18 protein-coding genes and 1 pseudogene are annotated in these 19,694 nt (G+C 59.7%); 8 read left to right on the top strand and 11 right to left on the bottom strand.

Features of this window, described 5'->3' with window-relative positions:
- Positions 1–310: 310 nt before the first annotated feature.
- The 4 genes from GNZ12_RS39230 to GNZ12_RS39245 form a co-directional block, all read right to left on the bottom strand.
- Positions 311–781, bottom strand: coding sequence for a universal stress protein (locus tag GNZ12_RS39230; protein WP_172317753.1), 471 nt, complete (start codon positions 779–781; stop codon positions 311–313).
- A 174-nt stretch (positions 782–955) separates the two neighbouring features.
- A complete protein-coding gene (gene glnA, locus GNZ12_RS39235) occupies positions 956–2,461 on the bottom strand; it encodes a type I glutamate--ammonia ligase (protein ID WP_172317755.1) in 1,506 nt (501 codons plus the stop codon).
- 82 nt (positions 2,462–2,543) lie between these two features.
- The gene (locus tag GNZ12_RS39240) at positions 2,544–2,753 is read right to left on the bottom strand and encodes a hypothetical protein (protein ID WP_172317757.1); all 210 of its coding nucleotides are present in this window, start codon (positions 2,751–2,753) and stop codon (positions 2,544–2,546) included.
- Between the two features lie 62 nt (positions 2,754–2,815).
- Positions 2,816–3,109, bottom strand: coding sequence for a GYD domain-containing protein (locus tag GNZ12_RS39245; protein ID WP_172317759.1), 294 nt, complete (start codon positions 3,107–3,109; stop codon positions 2,816–2,818).
- A gap of 255 nt (positions 3,110–3,364) precedes the next feature.
- On the opposite strand from GNZ12_RS39245, the gene GNZ12_RS39250 reads away from it, so the two are divergent.
- The gene (locus GNZ12_RS39250) at positions 3,365–3,889 is read left to right on the top strand and encodes a GlcG/HbpS family heme-binding protein (RefSeq protein ID WP_172317761.1); all 525 of its coding nucleotides are present in this window, start codon (positions 3,365–3,367) and stop codon (positions 3,887–3,889) included.
- An 84-nt stretch (positions 3,890–3,973) separates the two neighbouring features.
- Here GNZ12_RS39250 and GNZ12_RS39255 read toward each other — a convergent pair whose 3' ends face one another.
- From GNZ12_RS39255 to GNZ12_RS39265, 3 genes are all read right to left on the bottom strand, one after another.
- A complete protein-coding gene (locus GNZ12_RS39255; RefSeq protein WP_172317763.1) occupies positions 3,974–5,116 on the bottom strand; it encodes a porin in 1,143 nt (380 codons plus the stop codon).
- Positions 5,117–5,246: 130 nt separating this feature from the next.
- Positions 5,247–6,665, bottom strand: a complete 1,419-nt coding sequence (locus GNZ12_RS39260) for a purine-cytosine permease family protein (protein ID WP_235994040.1) — start codon at positions 6,663–6,665, stop codon at positions 5,247–5,249.
- A gap of 102 nt (positions 6,666–6,767) precedes the next feature.
- Positions 6,768–7,988, bottom strand: a complete 1,221-nt coding sequence (locus GNZ12_RS39265) for an amidohydrolase (protein ID WP_172317767.1) — start codon at positions 7,986–7,988, stop codon at positions 6,768–6,770.
- 445 nt (positions 7,989–8,433) lie between these two features.
- Here GNZ12_RS39265 and GNZ12_RS39270 point away from each other — a divergent pair, with 445 nt between their 5' ends.
- Complete coding sequence (locus tag GNZ12_RS39270; protein WP_172317769.1) at positions 8,434–9,360, top strand: LysR family transcriptional regulator; 927 nt, start codon at positions 8,434–8,436, stop codon at positions 9,358–9,360.
- Between the two features lie 56 nt (positions 9,361–9,416).
- Here GNZ12_RS39270 and GNZ12_RS39275 read toward each other — a convergent pair.
- Positions 9,417–9,575, bottom strand: a pseudogene (locus GNZ12_RS39275) (c-type cytochrome); the annotation flags it as partial.
- Positions 9,576–9,743: 168 nt separating this feature from the next.
- Here GNZ12_RS39275 and GNZ12_RS39280 point away from each other — a divergent pair.
- From GNZ12_RS39280 to GNZ12_RS39305, 6 genes are all read left to right on the top strand, one after another.
- Complete coding sequence (locus tag GNZ12_RS39280) at positions 9,744–10,811, top strand: ABC transporter substrate-binding protein (RefSeq protein ID WP_172317771.1); 1,068 nt, start codon at positions 9,744–9,746, stop codon at positions 10,809–10,811.
- Between the two features lie 16 nt (positions 10,812–10,827).
- Positions 10,828–11,697: an ABC transporter permease gene (locus GNZ12_RS39285; RefSeq protein WP_172317773.1), complete on the top strand. Its 870-nt coding sequence runs from the start codon at positions 10,828–10,830 to the stop codon at positions 11,695–11,697.
- A 42-nt stretch (positions 11,698–11,739) separates the two neighbouring features.
- Positions 11,740–12,621 carry an ABC transporter permease gene (locus GNZ12_RS39290; RefSeq protein ID WP_172317775.1) on the top strand — a complete coding sequence of 294 codons (882 nt, stop codon included), beginning with the start codon at positions 11,740–11,742 and terminating at the stop codon, positions 12,619–12,621.
- 64 nt (positions 12,622–12,685) lie between these two features.
- Entirely contained in the window at positions 12,686–13,552 is an 867-nt protein-coding gene (locus tag GNZ12_RS39295) for an ABC transporter ATP-binding protein (RefSeq protein WP_172317777.1), read from the top strand.
- 58 nt (positions 13,553–13,610) lie between these two features.
- Entirely contained in the window at positions 13,611–14,558 is a 948-nt protein-coding gene (locus GNZ12_RS39300; RefSeq protein WP_172317779.1) for a TauD/TfdA dioxygenase family protein, read from the top strand.
- A 311-nt stretch (positions 14,559–14,869) separates the two neighbouring features.
- Positions 14,870–15,268: an RcnB family protein gene (locus tag GNZ12_RS39305; RefSeq protein ID WP_172317781.1), complete on the top strand. Its 399-nt coding sequence runs from the start codon at positions 14,870–14,872 to the stop codon at positions 15,266–15,268.
- A 196-nt stretch (positions 15,269–15,464) separates the two neighbouring features.
- On the opposite strand, the gene GNZ12_RS39310 is transcribed toward GNZ12_RS39305, so the two are convergent.
- From GNZ12_RS39310 to GNZ12_RS39320, 3 genes are all read right to left on the bottom strand, one after another.
- On the bottom strand, positions 15,465–16,052 hold the full coding sequence (locus tag GNZ12_RS39310; RefSeq protein WP_172317783.1) for a hypothetical protein: 588 nt from the start codon (positions 16,050–16,052) through the stop codon (positions 15,465–15,467).
- 496 nt (positions 16,053–16,548) lie between these two features.
- Positions 16,549–17,892, bottom strand: coding sequence for an LLM class flavin-dependent oxidoreductase (locus tag GNZ12_RS39315; protein ID WP_172317785.1), 1,344 nt, complete (start codon positions 17,890–17,892; stop codon positions 16,549–16,551).
- 229 nt (positions 17,893–18,121) lie between these two features.
- Positions 18,122–19,444, bottom strand: coding sequence for an LLM class flavin-dependent oxidoreductase (locus tag GNZ12_RS39320; protein ID WP_172317787.1), 1,323 nt, complete (start codon positions 19,442–19,444; stop codon positions 18,122–18,124).
- Positions 19,445–19,694 lie beyond the last annotated feature (250 nt).

Genomic DNA, 19,694 nt, shown 5'->3' on the forward strand with positions numbered 1-19,694 from the left:
CGTGCCGATCGAGACCTGAATTCGAAGACTTACCGGACGTTACGAAGACCACGCAACGTAACTTCTCGTAATACGAAACCGCGTGGCGGTGCCGTTTGCGCATTGAACCGCGGGGTCAAACGAAGCATGCTTGCGCCATTCGCGACTGTCGCTCGCGAACCGTTGGACGGATCGACGCCGACCTACCCCCTCAATGGCGTAGCACTGGGCAGCAACATCGACACCACCGCGTAACGGTCCGCTCACCACCAGGTCACCCGCGCACGCTTGCGGGCTAGCGCCCGTCGCGCTCGCTCAGCCACCGGCCGGGTTACCTCCCGGGAGGTAACCCGGCCGGTGTCGACTGCCGGACGACGAGGACCGGGATCTGAGTGTGCGTCAGGACCTTCTGGGTTTCGCTGCCGAGCAAAAGCGCCCGCATGCCGCTTCGACCGTGGGACGCCATCACTATGAGATCGCAGTTCTGTTCTGCTGCAACGCTGATAATCGCCTCATAGGGATGAGCGCGACTCGTGGAAACCGTATTGCACTCGACACCGGCTTGCGCAGCCGCTTTTTTGACAATCCCCAGGTAGTCATCTGCACGCTGCCGGGCGGTTTGAATGATGCGGTCCTCATTGTCCGCGATCATCTCGGTGCCATAGGCGAGGACATGAAACTCCGGGATGACGTGGAGTCCCGTAATTTTGGCGCCGCTCTCCACGGCGAGCGTTATCGTCATCTGAATGGCGGCCTCAGAAAGCGCTGAACCGTCGGTCGGCACCAGTAGATGTTTGAACATACCTTCCTCCCCATGACCCGGCCGGTTCGCGTTGAAATCGTGCTCGGCGCCTCTACCCCTTGAGCCCGGCGAACCTGAATCAGAAGCGGCCTCTTTGAGTATAGTCACCCTCACATAGGGCCGGGAGGCAAGCCCTTATGCACGTGTTCTGTGCGAGCGGTTCGCATACTACTTTTAAGTATCGAAATACAGATAGAACTCCCAGGGATGGGGACGCAATTTGATCGGGTCGATTTCGCGTTTGCGCTTGTAGTCGATCCAGGTCTGAATCACGTCTTCGGTGAAAACATCGCCTTTGCGCAGAAACGCGTTATCGGCCTCCAGCGCCGCGAGCGACGCGTCGAGCGAGCCCGGAACCTGCCGTATGTTGCGGGCTTCTTCGGGCGGCAGGTCGTAGATGTTCCGGTCGAGCGGCTCGCCCGGATCGGTCCTGTTTTCGATCCCATCGAGGCCGGCCATCAGCATCGCCGCAAAGGCTAGGTACGCATTGGCCGATGGGTCCGGGCAGCGAAACTCGACGCGCCGCGCATTCGGTGAATCCGAATACATCGGAATGCGCGCCGCGGCCGAACGGTTGCGCTGCGACATCGCCAGATTGACGGGCGCCTCGTACCCCGGGACCAGACGCTTGTATGAATTGGTGGTCGGGGCGCAAAAGGCCATCAGCGCGGGGGCGTGTTGCAGCAAACCGCCGATGTACCAACGGCACAGGTCGGAAGTCAGCGCCCAGCCGTTCGCGTCGTAAAAGAGATTCTTGTCGTCTTGCCACAAGCTCTGGTGACAATGCATGCCGCTCGCGTTGTCGGCAAACAGCGGCTTCGGCATGAACGTGGCCACTTTCCCGTGCCGGCGCGCGACGTTCTTGCAAACGTATTTGTAGATCATCACGTTGTCGGCCATGCGCGTGAGCGTCGCAAACCGCATGTCGATTTCGTTCTGGCCGGCGGTCGCGACCTCATGGTGATGTACTTCAATCTGCACGCCAGCCTGCTCCAGCGTCAACGCGATCTCCGAGCGGATTTCCTGCAGCGTGTCGTGAGGCGGTACCGGGAAATAGCCCTCCTTGTAGCGCTGCTTATAGCCGAGATTGCCGCCGCCGTACGCGCCCTCGTCACGACCGGTGTTCCAGTCGCCCTCGGACGACTCGACATAGTAGAAACCGCAGTGCTGGTCCTGACCGAAGCGGATGGAGTCGAAAATGAAGAACTCGAGTTCGGGCCCGACATAGCAGGTGGTCGCGATACCGGTTTGGCGTAGATAGTTTTCCGCTTTTTTCGCCACGTAGCGCGGATCGCGTGAATACGGCTGCTGCAAAACCGGGTCGACCACGTCACAGATGATCGACAGAGTCGGCGTGCCGCAAACCGGATCGATGAAAGCGGTCGCCGGATCGGGTCTGAGCAGCATGTCCGATTCGTGGATCTCCTGAAAGCCGCGGATCGACGAACCGTCGAAGCCGATTCCAGCGCTAAACAGGTCCGGGTGAACTTCAGGAAGCGTGATCGAGAAGTGCTGCCAGAGTCCGGGTAAGTCGGTGAACTTCAGATCGACGATCTGGATATTATTTTTCCGCACCAAGTCGATCACATCGTTCGCGCTTGCTGGTCGAGTGACGTGGAAGCGACCTGCTTCGACGGACACCGTGAGAGGCGATGTCGAAGCTTGTAGCGTAGTGGACATGGGCTTCCTCCTCGCGCGGCACACTGCCTCTGGTCCAACTTTAGTCTGTCCATGAGCGAAAGCAAGACGCCTGCCCGCCTCGCTACCGGTCTTGCGCCAGCGCCTTCAGATGGGCTTCGCCGGCGTCTTGCGCCGCAGCACGCATGGCGAATGTGTCGTCCGAAACCATTGCCCGTTTGACCTTTTGTGCCCCGAAGTCGACCAGCGTAATGACCCAGACATACTCGCCAGCCTGCTCGGCTGTTTGCACGAATGCGCGTACGTCTTCACTGTCGTTTGCCTGTGTGTTCATCGTGACCTCCTAAGAAAGCGTCGCGGAAAGAAAACGGCTCGCGTGCCGGATGACTGACGGTTTTATGGAAGTTTGCCGATAATCGCGCTGCATTCGTCCTTCGTGAACGCCCGGAGCGTTTGCGTGCGGACATTGCCTGCGGACCCTAGCGCGTAGCCGAATGCCGCAAAGCTTTGCTCATCCGGTGCGTCGACGACCGTCACGATGTCGTATTTGCCCACTGTCCAGTAAATCTCTTTCATTTCACAGCCAAAGGTTTTGGCCAGTTCAGCCGCTTGACCGGCCCGCTGTGGGCTGTTCTTGATGTTGCGTATACCTTGATCGGTGAACTGTGCAAGAACCACATAAGTCGCCATGACGATTCCCCTTACGATTGGTACGAGTCGGGATTCCTACGCGCAAGCTCGACCGCGAACGCTAGCGCGATCGGGTTGCTCGAAAGCGTTCTGCGCGTAACCAGAGTGTAGGCAATGGAAGCGCGCGCTACCGGGTGTTTGGCTTCAGCGGGTGTGGCAAATCCCCTTGCGTTCGTGATGCGCAAATGACCTTGCAGGCCGACTCTTCTCGCGTTACGTTGGCAACTATCGGACCAACAGTCAGGAGATGGTGCGATGCAAAACCTCGTCCAGATCGCGTGCGCAGCCTGCCTCCTCGTGGCAACCGCTGCGACAGCCCAAACCCCGGCCTCACAACCTTCCGCGGGCGGAACGCCCGACAAGATGCCATTTGATATTCCCTATGGCACGCCGATTGGTCTGGACACTGCGAAGAGGCTGCTCACGATTGCAGAAACCGAAGCGAAGAAGCACGACTGGAAAATGGACATTGCTGTGGTCGACACGCATGGCGAACTCCTCGCGTTCGAACGAATGGACGGTGCGCAGTATGCGTCGATCGCGATATCGCAGAACAAAGCGCGCACGTCAGCACGATTTCGTCGCGAAACCCGGGTCTTCTACAACCAGTTTGAGAGCGGACATGCCTACGTGAACACGCTGGATGCGGGGTTGGTTGCATCGCCGGGAGGGTTTCCTCTCGTCGAAGCAGGAAAACTTGTCGGCGCGATCGGCTGTAGTGGCGGCACTGCCGAGCAGGACGCCGCTGTGTGCAAGGTTGCCGCCGATACGATCAAATAGTGCGACGCCGCTGTCCGCGGCGCCGTGAGCGGCCACGCGTCATCAAGGCAATTCCTCGAGTTCACGCCGGCATATCGATGGTCTTTAAAATCGGTGCTTTATTCCCACGCCGAGCAATGCCTGCGAGTCACCCGAGGCTGGGGAAAGACTATTGATCTGGGCATACGAAAACTGCGAACCGTCCCCATGAACCCGTTGATAGACACCATCCGCATACAGACTTGTTCGTTGAGATAGGGCATATTCAGCCAGCAGGCCAAGCTGATTCCAGTGCGGCGATCTCCCGCTAACGCTAGCAGTGGTGTAGGTATACGCACCTTTCAGATCCAGCGACGCCGTCGCATGGTAGATCGCATTGATTTCATAGTTGTTGAAGCTCATTGAACTTGCCCCTGTGAACTGGGCGTTCTGCCACTCGCCGGTGGGTGAGGAAAGAACGGTTCGCGTGACGTTGGCGCTCAGATCAATGTGATCGAGCGCATAGCTGGCGCCTACCCCATAGATCCGTTGCCTTGCAGCCATGAAGTTTGCATCGGCGACATCCACTGCGCCATACGTGCCAGGCACATCGTCGCCTGAATTATCGAGTTGCTCGTACACCGCCGCGAGCCTCACCGGCCCCGCCGAATACTCCACACCAGCTGCCCACAATCGGTTGTCCACAAAGCCAGATCCCGAGCCTGAAGTTGCAGCCGACTTATTGCTAAACGCGTACATGCCGCCGAACGCCAGACCCGCCAGACTGATACTCTGATACTTGATGGCGTTGTTCACCATATAAGTCCCCCAGAGGTTATCGTTATCGAGCGGATGTGCGTAAAGGACGCCGCCCCAACTCCCTCCCGCCGCGAAATCCCCCAGATAGTCCCCAACAGAGTCCAGCATGCGCCCCATCTTCAACGTGCCGGCCGTGCTGTTGCTGAGGCCCACCCACGCATAGTCCCCAAAAAGACGGCCACTCGGCCACGTTGTCCCGTTGGCGGTCGAGAAGGCAGATCCCAGTTTGAAAATAGCCTTGTTTCCACCACCGAGGTCCTCCGCGCCGCGCAAGCCCCATACGCTCGTTTCAGTAGGTGAGGCAACAAATTGAAGCGCATGATTGCCGCCCTGATTCGTTGAATAGAAAATGCCGTTGTCAATCAGACCATAAAGCGCAATGCTCGATTGCGCATATCCCGTGAGCGCAAATACACCCATAAAGCCACCTAGCAATACATGGCGTTTCATTTCTTATTCCGGTTCAAAAAAGGAACTTCAGGGAAGACGATGGACGTGCCGACGCCCCCGGAATGCCTCATTGCATCAATGCGCAAGAGGCAGCTTCCGACAGCGACGCACCTATCAGGGAGGCTTCAGCTTAGAGGCTGTCTACTCGTATGGTTCGCTCGGCGTGACCTACACGGTGCGTTCGCGTGACCCAGTAGTAGATCGCTCCGGGTATCACGATGCCGACAATCCACGAGATGTCGACGCCACCGAGTAGATTGAATAGCGGGCCGGTGTAAAACTCACTTGAGAGGAAAGGAATCTGCACCACCACACCGATTACGTAGACCGCAATGCCAGGAATGTTCCACTTCCCGTAGCGGCCATTCACATCGGACAGCGCCGGAATGTCAACGTACTCTCTCGAAACACAGTAGTAGTCGACCAGATTGATAGCGCTCCACGGCGTGAAAAACGCTAACAGGAACAAAATGAATTCGGTAAATGTTCTAAGGAAACTGTGATTGGCCGCAAGCGCGAGGCCTGTATATGTCACGACGACCGCAAGTATCATCACGAGCCGCGCGCCTCTTCCAATGACCTGCTTGCCGTTTAGTGCGGTTGTAATTGTGGCGACTGACATGACGCTTCCATACACGCAAAGCGTCGACGCAATGAGTTTCCCAAGCGTGATCGCCAGGTAAAGCACCGCCGCAATAGCACCAGCCGAACCAAGCCCCACCATGAAGGTAACTTCGTGACCAGCGAATTGCGCCCCTGCAATGGCTGAGGCGAGTACGCCAAAAGTCATCGCGAACTGGGATCCCAGCACTGAGCCAATGCCAACCGCAAGGAAGGTGACCAACGGGGAGGTTGATTTTGGCAGGTAACGGGAGTAATCCGCCACGTACGGACCGTACGATATCTGCCATGAGGCCGATAGCGACACGGCAAAGAGGAACGTTGGCCATGTGAAGTGTCGGGTGCCCAACAACGTCGAAACATCGTGTCCATGCAGGAGGCTAACGAAAAGATAAACGAACGTTAGCCCGCCCACCACGCTGTAGACGCGCCCCATTGCGTGGATGGTCTTGTAGCCAAACAACGCTAGCATCGTTACCAGCGCGCCGAGAATCAGAATGGCGTTGGTGGTGCTCACATGGAGCAGTTGACCCACGGCCTGCCCCGTCAGAACCGTCCCGCCCGTCAGAAAGCCGATGTACATGATGCAGACAAGCACCAGCGGAATGATCGCGCCGTACACGCCGAACTGGACACGGCTCAATATCATCTGCGGCAGACCAATCTGCGGTCCCTGAGCGCCGTGAAGCGCCATAACCACACCGCCTATCAACTGGCCAATGAACAGGCCGACCAGCGACCAGAACACATCGCCGCCCAGTACGACAGTAAGTGCACCCGTGACCGCACACGTAACAGTCAGGTTGGCGCTGATCCAAAGGGTAAATTGGCTTAGAGGGCTACCGTGTCGTTCGTTGTCCGGGATATAGTCAATTGAGCGCCGCTCTATCAACACCCCTTTCCTGGAAGGGGAATCTGAAGTCGCCATGCTTGTCTCCATGTGGTGCTTATTGTCAGAATTTATTTCGAAACGGATCGAACGATGACCCAACGAGATCCGAGTTCTTGCCAACCGTTCCAGTCGTTCTCTTCAAAATCCGGTTGTTTCGCGTGCGCCCTCGTCGACTGATTCCGCTGCGACCTGATCCTCAATCTCTACACCGAGCCTTGAGCGAAGTACGGCCACGAACATGGCAACGCCTATCGGCGCCACATCGTCGTTGAAGTCGTATTCCGGGTGGTGACACATGCGCCCGCCTTGCCCGAGCAGGAAGTGGCACCCAGGTCGGGCTTCGAGGAAATTCGCTACATCGTCGCCGGCCATCAGCGGTGCAATGCTCTCGATGACATTGTGTTTTCCGACCACTTCATGGGCCGCGGAGATCACGCATTTCACTGGGCCGTCGCTATTGATGATCGGCGGTGTGCTATTCGAGTATTCAATATCGATCTGCGTACGATTGGCCAGCTCAAGACCTTTGCAGATATCGTGAATGCGCTCGATGGCGAGTTCCCGCGAGGCGGCAGACAACGCCCGGACCGTTCCATCCAGCACGGCCTCGTGTGGAATCACGTTGGGCGCATCGCCTGCGTGGAAGCGCGCTATGGTAATCACTACGCTTTCCAACGGGTTGACCGACCGGCTGACGATTGTCTGCAGCGAAGAGACCAGGGTCGCGCCAATCGTAATGGGATCCACGCCGAGGTGCGGCATACCCGCATGCGTACCGACGCCTTTGACGCGGATTGTGAAGAAATCCGAGGAGGCCTGTTGCGCTCCCGCGCGCACACCGATCTTGTGCGGCGGCAACATTGGATCGTTATGCAGACTATATATTTCATCAAACGGGAATCGCTCAAGCAGACCGTCGTCCAGCATCGCCTGACTACCACGAACGATCTCTTCCGCTGGCTGGAATATCAACACGACCTTGCCACGAAACAACGGATTCGCGGCGAGGTAGCGGGCAGTTCCCAGGAGAATGGATACATGCCCGTCGTGACCACAGCCGTGAAACACACCCTCAAAAACGGAACGATAGACAGGCCGCCCCTGTTCATTCATCGGCAGCGCATCCATGTCAGCACGAAGCGCGATAGTTGGCCCATCGCCCAGTCTGCCATGGATAATGCTGACAACGCCGGTCTGTCCAATTCCCGTATGAACCTCGACGCCAAAACTGCGCAGAAGCGCAGCAACAAACTCGGCTGTGCCGTGCTCCCGGAATGCGATCTCCGGCTTGCTGTGAATCATGTGCCGCCATGCTCTCATGTCGGAAGCTAGCGTTTGAATTCGCGGGCTGATATGCATGCTTTGTGCTCTCTTTTTGAGGAATACTCGGCTCGGCCGGTCGTGGTGTTAGCCAGCGTCTGTGCGAGCCGGGCGTGAATGTCGTCCTTTCTGGTGAAGCATGCTATTCGGAGAAATTGGGCGTGGCCAATGCGAATATCCAGACAGCCTATGCACAGTGCGCATAGCCTTGCCCAACGGGCCTTAGCTCATCGCGAGGGGTGCGTCGCCTTCCCGTAGGGAGTTACCCCTGGGGCGGCGCGTCTCGAACCCGCGTTCGGTGCTGCGCGGATTCGTGGCTCGCCGGTATCGTGATATATATGTTCACCATGGGACATGGGATCTCAAGCCTGTGTGGCACGCGCCCATGTACCACAGTCAGATTGACAGAAAGGCAGGATGTCCCGGTCGCCAATTGCACGGAAGTGCCCGGTTCACACCTTTCGTTACTTTGTAAAAGACACTCGTGGATATCCGCAAACTTCGTCATGTGTTGAGCTTGGCACAACATCTGACATTCAGTCGCGCCAGCATCGACGTCAACCTGAGTCAGCCCGCGTTGTCTCGCAGCATTCAGTCGATTGAGGCCGAACTGGGCATTGCGCTTTTTGATCGCAGCCCCAGCGGCGTGTCGTTGACGCCGTTCGGTAAGGTGTTTACGGAAAGAGCACGCAGAATCGTTCTGGAAGCGAACGAGTTGCAACGAGATCTTGCTCTCATGCAACTCGGCGAATATGGCGAGCTGTCGATCGGCCTCGGCGCAACGCCAGCGATCCTGTTGACCCAGCCGCTCCTTGACTATTTCCTGCTGCATGCGCCTCAGGTGCATGTGAGCATAAAGAGAGGTGGCCGGGATGCCCTGCTACGCCTGCTTCTCGACGAGCAGGTCGACATATTTTTTGGAGACATAGCGCTGCTGGAGGATCGAAGCGATTTACATCTAAGTCCGCTGCCTCGCTGGTCCAGCGGATTTTTCTGCGCCCCGGACCACCCCCTCGCAGCGCGATCGGTCGTGCCTCGTGACGAACTCCTGAGTCACCGAATAGGTTCCATTGAATTGTCACCCTGGGCGATGGCTGACCTTTGCGAGTATTTCGAACAGTCCATCGCCTCTGTCATTTCATTCCGGAGCGATGATTTCCGCGATGTTGAAGCTGCAGCTGTCGGCGCAAGGGTGGTCGTATTTGGCAACCGGTCTGTATTCAGAAACGCGATTCAGCGCGGCGCACTGGTCGAAGTGCCGCTGGATCCGCCTCTCGAGCGTGCTGCCCGGTTGGGTTCAGTGACCCTCGCGGCGCGAACGCTTTCGCCCGCTGTGTCGCGAGCGAAAGCGCTAGCTGAGTCTATCTTTGCAGATTACGCTGCGACGGAAATTGAAGCGAAAATTGATTAGGATCATTGATCGGAGTGCGGCACGCCCCCCGGTACATTAGCGCGAGGGCCTCACCCTCACAGCCGTCCCGGACGCGGATCGGCCACGAAACCGTCATGATTGGGCATCACCACACGCGGCAGCGAGGCGGCATCGAGCCGCGTATTCGCCGGCACGATGCCGTTCTGGTTGAGCAGGAATGCGCTGAGCGCGTACCCCTCGTCGGCGGAAAGCGAATTTCGCTTTGCTTATTCGCTGTATTGCGCAGGGTTCGAACTCCTGCAGATTTTCTTATCAGGAATGATTGGTTGGATTCGAGCGCACGCGAATCTAACGTGTAGTGCCGGTGATCGCCCCATCTGAGTATTGGCACCCCACTCCCTTCATTCGACTGGTATTGCCGCATGCGCTATTTTCGTCTGCTGAAATCTTTCGTCGCCGTGGCGGCCCTGTCGCTCGCCGCGGTTCACGCCTATGCCGACAAGCCGGCGGTGATTCGCATCGGCGTCGCGCAGCAGGGTACGGGCGATCCCCCTACCTTTGGCGGTTCACCCGCGGCTACGGTGCAATTGCAGCAGTCGCTCGAGAAGGAATTCGCCGCCGACGGCATCAAGGTCGAATGGCTGTTCTTCAAAGGCGCCGGCCCCGCAGTCAACGAAGCGATCGCCAACAAGTCGCTCGACTTCGCCTATCAGGGCGATCTGCCCGCGGTGCTTGGCCGCGCCAACGGCCTGAAGACGCGCCTGCTGCTCGCCTCGGGTGTCCGCGTCGGCGTCAAAATCGCCGTGCCAGCAGATTCGGACATCCGCTCGATCAAGGACCTGAAAGGCCGCCGCGTGTCGATCTTTCGCGGCACCAATCTGCAACTCGTCGCGGACAATGCGCTCGCCGCCAATCAACTCGACGAACGGGATCTGCGCGTGATCAATCTCGATTCCGCGAGTTCGCTCGCCGCGCTGGCGTCCAAGGGAATCGATGCGTCGGTCAACGATTACCATTTGTACAAGCTGCGTGACCAGGGTCTCGCGAAAATCGTCTACGAATCGCAGAACGATGGCCCCCAATTCACGCGTCAAGCGCATCTGCTGGTGCTCGACGACTTCGATCGCGCGCATTCGGATATCGTGCAACGCGTGGTCAACGTGCTCGTCCAGGGCGCGCAATGGTCGTCGGATGAAGCGAACCGCGATGCGCTCTTCAAGCTGTGGGCCAAAAGCGGCGTGCCCTATTCCTCCTGGCAGGCCGAGTTCGCGAATCAAAGTCTGAAGGACCGCAACTCGCCGTTGATCGACCCGTTCATCGTCGCGCGCTATAAAGCGGTCGCGGCGGATGCGCTGAAACTCAAACTGATCCGTCAGCCGGTCGAGGTCGATAACTGGTTCGAGACGAAGTATCTCGACAACGCGCTGCGCGCTCAGAAACTCGACCACTACTGGACGCGCTACGACGCCGCCGGCAAGCCGCTCAGCTAAAACGGGAGCGATCACGATGAGCGAAACCGCACTCCAGGTTGAGAACGAACGGCTCGGCCACGGCGCCGTAGTGCCGGTGCCAGATACCGCGTACGCGCCACCGCATCGCAACCCGTGGCTGCGCGCACTCGCGTGGCAGCTCGCGCCGTGGGTCTTGCCAGCCGTCCTGTTCGCCTTATGGAGCATCGGCTGCGAGCATGGCTGGATCGCACCGCAGATCCTGCCACCGCCCGAGCGCGTGTTCGACACCTTCGTCGAACTGGCAAAAAGCGGCGATCTCGCCAGCAACACGCTGATCAGTCTGCAACGCGTGCTGTTCGGCTTCGCTGCGGGCACCTTGCTCGGTTTTGTGCTCGGCGCGGCGCTCGGTCTGTCGCGCACCTTCGAAGCCTACGTGTTGCCGAGCTTCAATGCGCTCGTGCAAATCCCGGTGCTCGGCTGGCTGCCGTTTCTTCTGCTGCTCGTCGGTGTCGGCGAACCGCTCAAATACATCCTCATCGCGCACGCGGCGCTCGTGCCAGTCACGTTGAGCACGCTGCAAGGATTCCGCCAGACACCCGCCTCGCTCGATGAAGTCGCGCGCGTATTCGAATACAACGGCTGGCAACGGATCTTCTATCTTGTCCTGCCCGCTGCCGTGCCGACGCTTGCCACCGGAATACGGCTCGCATTCACCAAAGCCTGGCTCGCGCTGGTGGTGGTCGAACTGGTGGCGTCTTCCGAAGGGCTCGGCTATCTGATCGTCTACGGCCGGCAGCTGTTTCAGCTCGACCTGGTGATGGCGTCGGTGGTCGTGGTGGGCGCCATCGGTTACGCGATGAATCGTTCGCTCGACGCACTCGAAGCGCGGTTGCGGCGCGGACAGCCGTCGGCGTTTCGCGAGTAATGGCGCCAACCGCTGCCACGCACCGCTTATGAGGCACCTACGATGAGTCTTGCTCCTTTCAAACGCCCCGCCGGATCGAAGCAGTCGGCCGATGTATCCTGCGACTGCGGCAACGTGCCCGCCGCCTTCCAGCGCGCGGCACGGCCGCGCCGGCCGCTGTTCGCACGCGTCGACCGGCGCGGCGCCATCTTGCCCATCGTCGCCATCGCGATCTGGTGGGCCGTCTCGGAAGCACACCTGATCAAAAGCGGCTTGCTGGTCAGCCCCGCGCAGGTGCTGGCCACCGCCTGGCAACAGATCGTCAGCGGCGCGCTTTTCAAGGCCCTCTCCGCGTCACTTGCGCGCGAAGCGAGCGGCTTCGTGATCGGCACGCTCGGCGGCCTGCTGCTCGGCAGCGTGCTCGGCTTCTCACGGCTCGCCACACGCATGATCGGCCCGAGCTTCGACACGTTCAAACAGATCTCGCTGTTTGCATGGATCCCGTTGATCTCCGTGTGGTTCGGTCTCGGCGATGCGGCGAAAGTCGTGTTCCTGTCGCTCGCGGCGTTGCTGCCGGTCGCCGCGCACACGTGTGACGGCATTCACGCCGTGCCGCGCGCCTACATCGAAGTCGCGCGCGCTTTTCGCTATTCGCGCTGGCAATTGATCCGTGCTGTCATTTTGCCGGCCGCGCTGCCGTCAATTTTCACCGGCATCTATCTCGCGCTGATCTATTCGTGGCTCGCCACGCTCGGCGCGGAATATCTGCTGGTGGCGGGTAGCGGCATCGGCAATACGCTGATCGACGGCAGCGAACAGTTCCGCATGGATCTGGTGCTGTTCGGCGTGATCGTGGTCGGTGTCACCGGTTGGGCGTTGAACGCGCTGGCGCGCGCGCTGGAACGAGCGATCTTTGCGCGCCGTTCGCAGGTGGCCGCACGATAAACACGTGCCCGATATTCATCGACTGCCCACTGAACTTGCACCGAATACAGATCAAGGTCCGCTCATGACTTCTTCCACGCTTTCCGAAAGCATCGACATTCTCCACGTCAGCAAGCGCTACGCGCAACAAGGCGGTGCGCCGCTCGCGGTGCTCGACGACGTCAGCCTGCGGGTGCGTCCCGGCGAATTCGTCAGCGTGCTCGGATCGAGCGGTTGCGGCAAGTCGACCTTGCTGCGGCTGATCGCGGGACTGGATACCGATTACACCGGCGATATCGTCGTCGCCGGAGAAAAGGTCCGTGATACGTCGCTCGAGCGTGGCATCGTGTTTCAGGACCACCGCCTGTTTCCGTGGCTCACCGCGTCGCAAAACATTCTCGCCGCGCTGCGAAACGCGCCGCTATCGGCGCACGAAAAACGCGACGCGGTCGCGCAGCACATCGCGCTCGTCGGCCTGAATGGCTTCGAACATGCCTATCCGCATCAACTGTCGGGCGGGATGGCGCAACGCGTGGCGATCGCACGCGGTCTCGTGAACCGCCCGCGCGTGCTGCTGCTCGACGAACCGTTCGGTGCGCTCGATGCGCTCACGCGCGGCCGCTTGCAAAACGAATTGCAACGCATCTGGGAACACGAACGCATCACGATGATTCTCGTCACGCACGACGTCGACGAAGCGCTCTACCTCGGCGATCGGGTTATCACGATGGCGCCGCGGCCGGGCCGCATCAAGCGGATCGTCGATGTCGCTTTGCCGCGTCCACGCGAGCGCAACGATCCCCGCTTCATTCGTTTGCGCGACGAAGTGCTAGCCGATTTCGCCGAGCAAGACGGCGATCGCCGCGAACCTCGCGGAGACGATACCCTACCCGGCGGCACGCGCATTCCGGTGGCCAGTCCGCCGATCACCGAATGGCGGCTCGCGTGGTGACGCGCGCGGCATCCCCTATGCAAACAAACCATTCAGTTCTCTTCGCCAGGAGCCTCCCATGAGTGCAGCCGCATTGCAGGATGTACAGTCGATTCCGGTCACCCCGCTTTCCGCGCACATCGGCGCAGAAATTCACGGTATCGATCTCACACAGAAACTGGACGCGCGCCAGATCGCGGACATTCGCGCGGCGCTGCTGAAATGGCGCGTCGTGTTCTTTCGCGAGCAGTTCCTGACGCACGAGCAGCACGTCGCTTTCTCGGCGCAGTTTGGCGAGCTGACCTTGGGACATCCGGTGTTCGGCCATGTCGACGGCCATCCGGAGGTCTATTCGATCTCAAAGTACCGCAAGGCGACCCGTTTCGAGGGGCAGGCGCTGCTGCGGCCCTGGACCGGTTGGCACACGGACGTGACCGCCGCGCTCAATCCACCCTGGGCTTCGATCCTGCGCGGCGTGACGATTCCGCCGTACGGCGGCGACACGCAGTGGACCAACCTGGTGGCGGCCTATCAGAAGCTTTCCGCACCGTTACGCACGTTCGTCGACGGCCTGCGAGGGCTTCATCGCTTTACACCACCCGTCGGCGCCAGTGGGACGGAAGCGTTTGTCAAAGCCGTCGAACAACGCATTCTCGTTACCGAACATCCGCTCGTCAGAGTTCATCCGGAAACGGGCGAGCGGGCGCTCTATGTCAGCCCGAGCTTCCTGAAGTCGATCGTCGGTGTGAGTCCTCGCGAAAGCCAGGTGTTGCTCGAACTGCTCTGGGAACATGTGACGCGGCCGGAGTTCACTGTGCGCTTCAAGTGGGAGGCCGGCAGCGTCGCCTTCTGGGACAACCGCGCGACGGCTCACCTCGCCCCCACCGATATTTTCGATCTCGACTTCGACCGGCAACTGTATCGCACGACGCTTGTCGGCGACGTGCCCGTTGGGCCGGACGGCGCGCAGTCGGTGGCGATCGAAGGCTCGCCGGTGAGCGCCGCCGCTGCAGTCGCGTTGAACTGAGTACTACGCCGGCGTGCCTCGGCCGTAATGACAGTGCAGTATTCCGGGTCTAGATTGGCGAGCGACATCGCGCGCCGGTCGTCAGCACTTCTCAGGTTGCCGTTCCAGTCCCTTCGATCAAAAGTGAAGCGGTCACGTGCGGTTTTGGCGAACTGACGTTCTTATGACATTATTTGCCAGCGCAGACGTCGCGAACGATGATCAGCAAGCCACGTCGCGTAGCGGGGCAATCAAGACGCAGCACGTGTTTCGAGGCAGATAGGTCCTCGAACACCAAACTGTCATCCTGTCATTCTTTCGGAGGCAAGACCATGAAGTCGAGCATCGTCGCACCGCTTTTGATCGTGTCGTTACTCGGCACACCCGTTGCGGTTTTCGCGCAGCAGCACGACGACAATCACGGCGGTGACCAGCATTCGCAACACGGACCCAATCCAGGGCACGACGTCCAGCACGGGCATGGTCACGGCCCTGCTCCGCACGAAGCGTCGTTGGGGGGCCCGGGCGGTCCCGTTCCCCACAACGATTGGCACAAGGGCGAGCGGCTTCCGGCAGAGTACCGGGATCGCAACTACGTTGTCGACAACTGGCACGAACACGGCCTGCAAGCGCCACCGCGCGGGTATCAATGGGTAGGCGTGAACGGGGACTATGTACTCGCCGCCATCGCGACCGGTGTCATCGCAAACGTCCTGCTTAACGGGCACTAGCCAACCGAACCGAAAGCGATTGCTTTCCTTACTGACAAGCGATCTTCGTTCTGAGGATCGTGAGCGCGGAGGCCCGTCGTTGCGGGCCTCCGCGCTGCTGCATCGATAGTTGATGTCGCGTCGTGACGGTTTCCGCGCGGCCCGCCAGCATGACGAGCACCGGCGGCCTCCGGCCCGCGATAGATCGGGGACTCGACTAACGGAAGCCGTAGACCACGACCTTTTTCCCCTCAAAGCTTTCTTGCACAGCTTGCTCGCAATTCGATGGACACGTTACCATGCCGTCCGCGCTCGCGCCTGACACGGTGACCGCCCTGTAGACAACGGATTCGATGAGCGTCCCGTCGGCAGCGACGACGATGTTCAGATCCGTCTCGACGCCGGCCGGCACTGCTCCGCCGGCGGTATAGACGACTTTCATGGTGCCGGTGCAATCGGAGTTCACCGTGTAGGTGCCGCTCTGGTTCGGATTGAATGTAATCTGCCCCCCTTTCGGCAGCCCGCCGATAACCCCGAAGTCGGTCCGTGAAAAATTGCCCCTACCGTCGAACGTCACCAGGGCGACGTCATCGAGGATCGACGTGGTGGCGTACGCATGCACCGAACCATCGGCAGCTATCAATCCAAGAATCTCTCCGTGACCGATAAACCCAAACGGTCCCTTTAGCGTTGCGTTCGAACAAAGGCCGCCGGGGCCCCCGGGGCCGCCAGCCTGCGCGGCGCCACTGAGCGAGAGAAGTGCAACGGCGGTTGCTGACAGAATGCGTAAATGCTTGATCTTCATGGTCATCTCCTTGTCACCGAATCAGGCGCTTAACGTCACAGCGCACAGGGGCCTATTGCCTAGCTGGATTAGGCGTCCAGTTCAAACACATAAAATAAAAAATGGCCACAGTGATACCTGGCTGCCGCCGTTTGCGGAGCAAGCGATGAGCGAACGAGAGGCCGTCGGTGCGGCCGGCTGTTCCGGAGTGTGAGGCGAGAAAGTTCAGGCGTGGGCCAGAGTAATGAATGGCGAAACGCTTCACCAAGCAGTCATTTTTCGCTCGGTGTCGGCAGACACGTGCAGAAGAGGTGCACGAAAGCCCGCGCAATGGTGACTTCGTGAGTCGGCCATGCCTTAAAGTCGCATAGCAAAAAGTAGTGTAATCCACGATATTCGCCGGTGCCGGATGAATATCGGACAAAAGGCAGGCGCATTCAGAATCGCGCGGTGGGTCTGGTCGTTATGGATGTACTCGACCGGTTCCCTCACCCCCTTGGTGCGTCCAGGATCCCCGTCACGCAGAAAAATGGCGGTTTTCAGGCCGCCGCAAACCCAGGTTCTCGCGCAACGTGCGGCCCTCATAGTCCTCGCGAAACAAGCCGCGTCGCCGTAGTTCAGGCAACACCAGTTCGACGAAATCGGTCAGGCCGTCCGGCAGTACCGGTGGCATCACGTTGAAACCGTCCGCGCCATGATTCAGGAAGCGCTCTTCGAGTTGATCGACGATCTGGGCTGCGGTGCCGACGAGTTGCCAGTGTCCACGCGCGCCCGCAACCCGCAAATAGAGTTGGCGGATCGTGAGGTTCTCGCGGCGCGCCAATTTGAGCGTCAACAACTGCCGGCTCTTGCTCGCATTCGTTTCGGGCAGCTCCGGGATTGGGCCATCGAGCGGATAATCCGATAGATCGAACCCGCCGGTCAGCCCGGATACCAATGCAAGTCCAACCTTCGGATCGACAAGCGACTGTAACTGCTCGAACTTCTCTCTAGCCTCGCTTTCGGTACGGCCGACAATCGGCAACACCCCGGGCATGATTTTCAGATCATCCGGATGACGGCCATAGGTCTGCAGACGGCCCTTTACGTCCGCATAAAAATCCACCGCGTCCTGCAGCGTTTGCTGCGCCGTGAAAATCACCTCGGCTGTTTTCGCAGCAAGATCCCGCCCTGCTTCGGACGACCCGGCCTGCACGACGACCGGATGCCCCTGCGGGGAACGGGCAACGTTCAGTGGCCCCTTGACCTGAAAGAAACGTCCCTGGTGATCCAGCACATGCCGTTTGACCGGGTCGAAGAAACGCCCTTCGGCCTTGTTGCGAACGAACGCGTCGTCCTCCCAACTGTCCCACAGGCCGCCTGTGACTTCCGCGAATTCGGCGGCACGCGCATAGCGCTCGGCGTGGTCGAAATGTTTATCGCGGTTGAAATTCTTCGCCTCATGCTCGCTTGACGAGGTAACCAGATTCCAACCCGCACGCCCCCCGCTGATGTGATCGAGTGACGCGAACTTGCGGGCAATGTGATACGGCTCGTTGAAACTCGTCGAGGCCGTGCCCACCAGACCGATGCGTTCGGTCACGGCCGCGAGCGCCGACAGCAACGTGATCGGCTCGAACTGCGCCACATAGCTGTGCGCCGTGCGGCTGAGAAAGTCGACATTGTCGCCGCGGGTACCCACGCCATCCGCAAGAAAGATCAAATCGAACTTGGCGGCTTCGGCCGTTTGCGCAAGCCGCACATAGTGACGGAAGTTAACGCCGGCGTCCGCCTGTGCCTCGGGATGCCGCCACGCCGCAATGTGGTGTCCGGCAGGATAAAGGAAAGCGCCGAGGCGCAAATGCCCGCTACGTCTGCTCATGGAAGTCCGCGAAGATTGATTGACGGGTAGATCCTGCACTGCGTCGATCGGCCAACTAAATGGGTTGAGCGGACCGAATACTAAGCGGATCGACAACAGGTCGACGTTAGCGCGCCGCGTCGCGCGCGGCAACCAAGCAAAGCTCATAACCATATGAGCCTGGACGGGCGCACGGTGCGCATTTCACGCCAAGGCGCCGTGAAATAAGCCGATTTGTGGTCCGGTTATCTCACACAGAAAAAAAGCGGTTCTCAGGCCGTGGCAATCCCAGATTCTCGCGCAGCGTCGCCCCTTCGTATTCGCGCCGGAACAACCCTCGCTTCTGCAACTCGGGAATGACCTTGTCAACGAAATCGTCAAGACCACCAGGCAGATACGGGAACATGACGTTGAACCCATCCGAGCCCTCTTCCACCAACCATTGCTCCATCTGATCGGCGATCATCGTCGCCGTGCCCACCATCTCGAGTCCCGAGTATCCGCCAATGCGCTGAGCGAGCTGACGAATCGTCAGCCCGTCGCGCTGCGCCCATTCGACCACGCGTTGCCGCGCGGTCCGACTCGCATTGGTCTCCGGGATCTCGGGCAGCGGGCCGTCCGGATCGAGACCGGACACGTCGTGCCCCAATGCAATCGACAGCGAAGCGATGCCGCTCTCGTAGTGAACGAATGTGTCGAGCCGCGCCCGGATGTCCAGCGCCTCTTCCAACGTATCGCCGACGACCACGAAGGCGGCCGGCAGTATCTTCATGTGATCGCGTGCACGGCCGAGCTTTTCCATACGGCCTCTCACATCGGCATAGAAACGCTTGCCGTCCGCCAGCAGGCTTTGCGCGGTGAACACCACCTCCGCCGTTTCGGCCGCGATCTGGCGCCCTGCTTCCGATGAACCCGCCTGCACGATGACGGGCCACCCCTGAACGGGGCGCGCAATATTCAACGGGCCGCGCACCGAGAAGTTCTCGCTCTTGTAGTTCAACACATGGAGTTTTTGCGGATCGAAGAATGTGCCGGTCTCCGTATCGCGGATAAAAGCATCGTCGGCCCAACTGTCCCAGAGCCCGGTGACCACATCGAAGAACTCGCGGGCACGCCGATACCGTTCGTCGTGCTCGACATGTTCGTCGAGACCGAAATTGAGCGCGGCGTCGGGATTCGAGGTCGTCACGAGATTCCATCCCGCGCGGCCACCGCTGATATGGTCGAGCGACGCAAAACGTCGGGCTACGTGATAAGGCGCGTCGAACGTAGTGGATGCGGTCGCGATGAGCCCCAGCCGTTCAGTGACCGCAGCCAGCGCGGGCAGCAGCGTCAGCGGTTCGAACGACGTGACCGTGTGGCTATGCTTGAGCGCGTCGAGCGGCATGTTGAGCACAGCGAGGTGGTCAGCCATAAAGAACGCGTCGAAGCGGCCACGCTCGAGCGTCTGCGCGAAGCGTTTCAGATGCGCAAAATTGAAGTTGGCGTCGGGATAGGCGCCGGGATAGCGCCATGCGCCGGTATGAATTGTCGTGGGACGCATGAAAGCGCCGAGGCGAAGCTGACGTGACATGAGGCGAGCTCCATCGCAAACAGATCGGGCCAGTTTAATCGTCCTTCGCCGAGACTGCTTGCCACCGTCCACCTCGCCGTCCCTGCCTGCACCGCCCTGCCGAACGCGCTGCGCCGAGCCCCGGACGCTAACAGATACGCCGAAAGCTCCCCCGCAGAAATACAAAGCACAAAATCTTCGTTCGCCCGTCGAGGCTCCATCACTAGACTGTGATGCAACTTGTCATAACAAGTACGGACGCCCCCAGATC

The sequence above is a fragment of the Paraburkholderia solitsugae genome, assembly GCF_013177695.1.
Lineage (GTDB): Bacteria > Pseudomonadota > Gammaproteobacteria > Burkholderiales > Burkholderiaceae > Paraburkholderia > Paraburkholderia solitsugae.

Bases quoted from the DNA above. Each gene is read 5' to 3' on its own strand.
- GNZ12_RS39230 (WP_172317753.1), bottom strand. From the start codon at position 781: ATGTTCAAACATCTACTGGTGCCGACCGACGGTTCAGCGCTTTCTGAG.
- glnA (WP_172317755.1), bottom strand. From the start codon at position 2,461: ATGTCCACTACGCTACAAGCTTCGACATCGCCTCTCACGGTGTCCGTC.
- GNZ12_RS39240 (WP_172317757.1), bottom strand. From the start codon at position 2,753: ATGAACACACAGGCAAACGACAGTGAAGACGTACGCGCATTCGTGCAA.
- GNZ12_RS39245 (WP_172317759.1), bottom strand. From the start codon at position 3,109: ATGGCGACTTATGTGGTTCTTGCACAGTTCACCGATCAAGGTATACGC.
- GNZ12_RS39250 (WP_172317761.1), top strand. From the start codon at position 3,365: ATGCAAAACCTCGTCCAGATCGCGTGCGCAGCCTGCCTCCTCGTGGCA.
- GNZ12_RS39255 (WP_172317763.1), bottom strand. From the start codon at position 5,116: ATGAAACGCCATGTATTGCTAGGTGGCTTTATGGGTGTATTTGCGCTC.
- GNZ12_RS39260 (WP_235994040.1), bottom strand. From the start codon at position 6,665: ATGGCGACTTCAGATTCCCCTTCCAGGAAAGGGGTGTTGATAGAGCGG.
- GNZ12_RS39265 (WP_172317767.1), bottom strand. From the start codon at position 7,988: ATGCATATCAGCCCGCGAATTCAAACGCTAGCTTCCGACATGAGAGCA.
- GNZ12_RS39280 (WP_172317771.1), top strand. From the start codon at position 9,744: ATGCGCTATTTTCGTCTGCTGAAATCTTTCGTCGCCGTGGCGGCCCTG.
- GNZ12_RS39285 (WP_172317773.1), top strand. From the start codon at position 10,828: ATGAGCGAAACCGCACTCCAGGTTGAGAACGAACGGCTCGGCCACGGC.
- GNZ12_RS39290 (WP_172317775.1), top strand. From the start codon at position 11,740: ATGAGTCTTGCTCCTTTCAAACGCCCCGCCGGATCGAAGCAGTCGGCC.
- GNZ12_RS39295 (WP_172317777.1), top strand. From the start codon at position 12,686: ATGACTTCTTCCACGCTTTCCGAAAGCATCGACATTCTCCACGTCAGC.
- GNZ12_RS39300 (WP_172317779.1), top strand. From the start codon at position 13,611: ATGAGTGCAGCCGCATTGCAGGATGTACAGTCGATTCCGGTCACCCCG.
- GNZ12_RS39305 (WP_172317781.1), top strand. From the start codon at position 14,870: ATGAAGTCGAGCATCGTCGCACCGCTTTTGATCGTGTCGTTACTCGGC.
- GNZ12_RS39310 (WP_172317783.1), bottom strand. From the start codon at position 16,052: ATGAAGATCAAGCATTTACGCATTCTGTCAGCAACCGCCGTTGCACTT.
- GNZ12_RS39315 (WP_172317785.1), bottom strand. From the start codon at position 17,892: ATGAGCAGACGTAGCGGGCATTTGCGCCTCGGCGCTTTCCTTTATCCT.
- GNZ12_RS39320 (WP_172317787.1), bottom strand. From the start codon at position 19,444: ATGTCACGTCAGCTTCGCCTCGGCGCTTTCATGCGTCCCACGACAATT.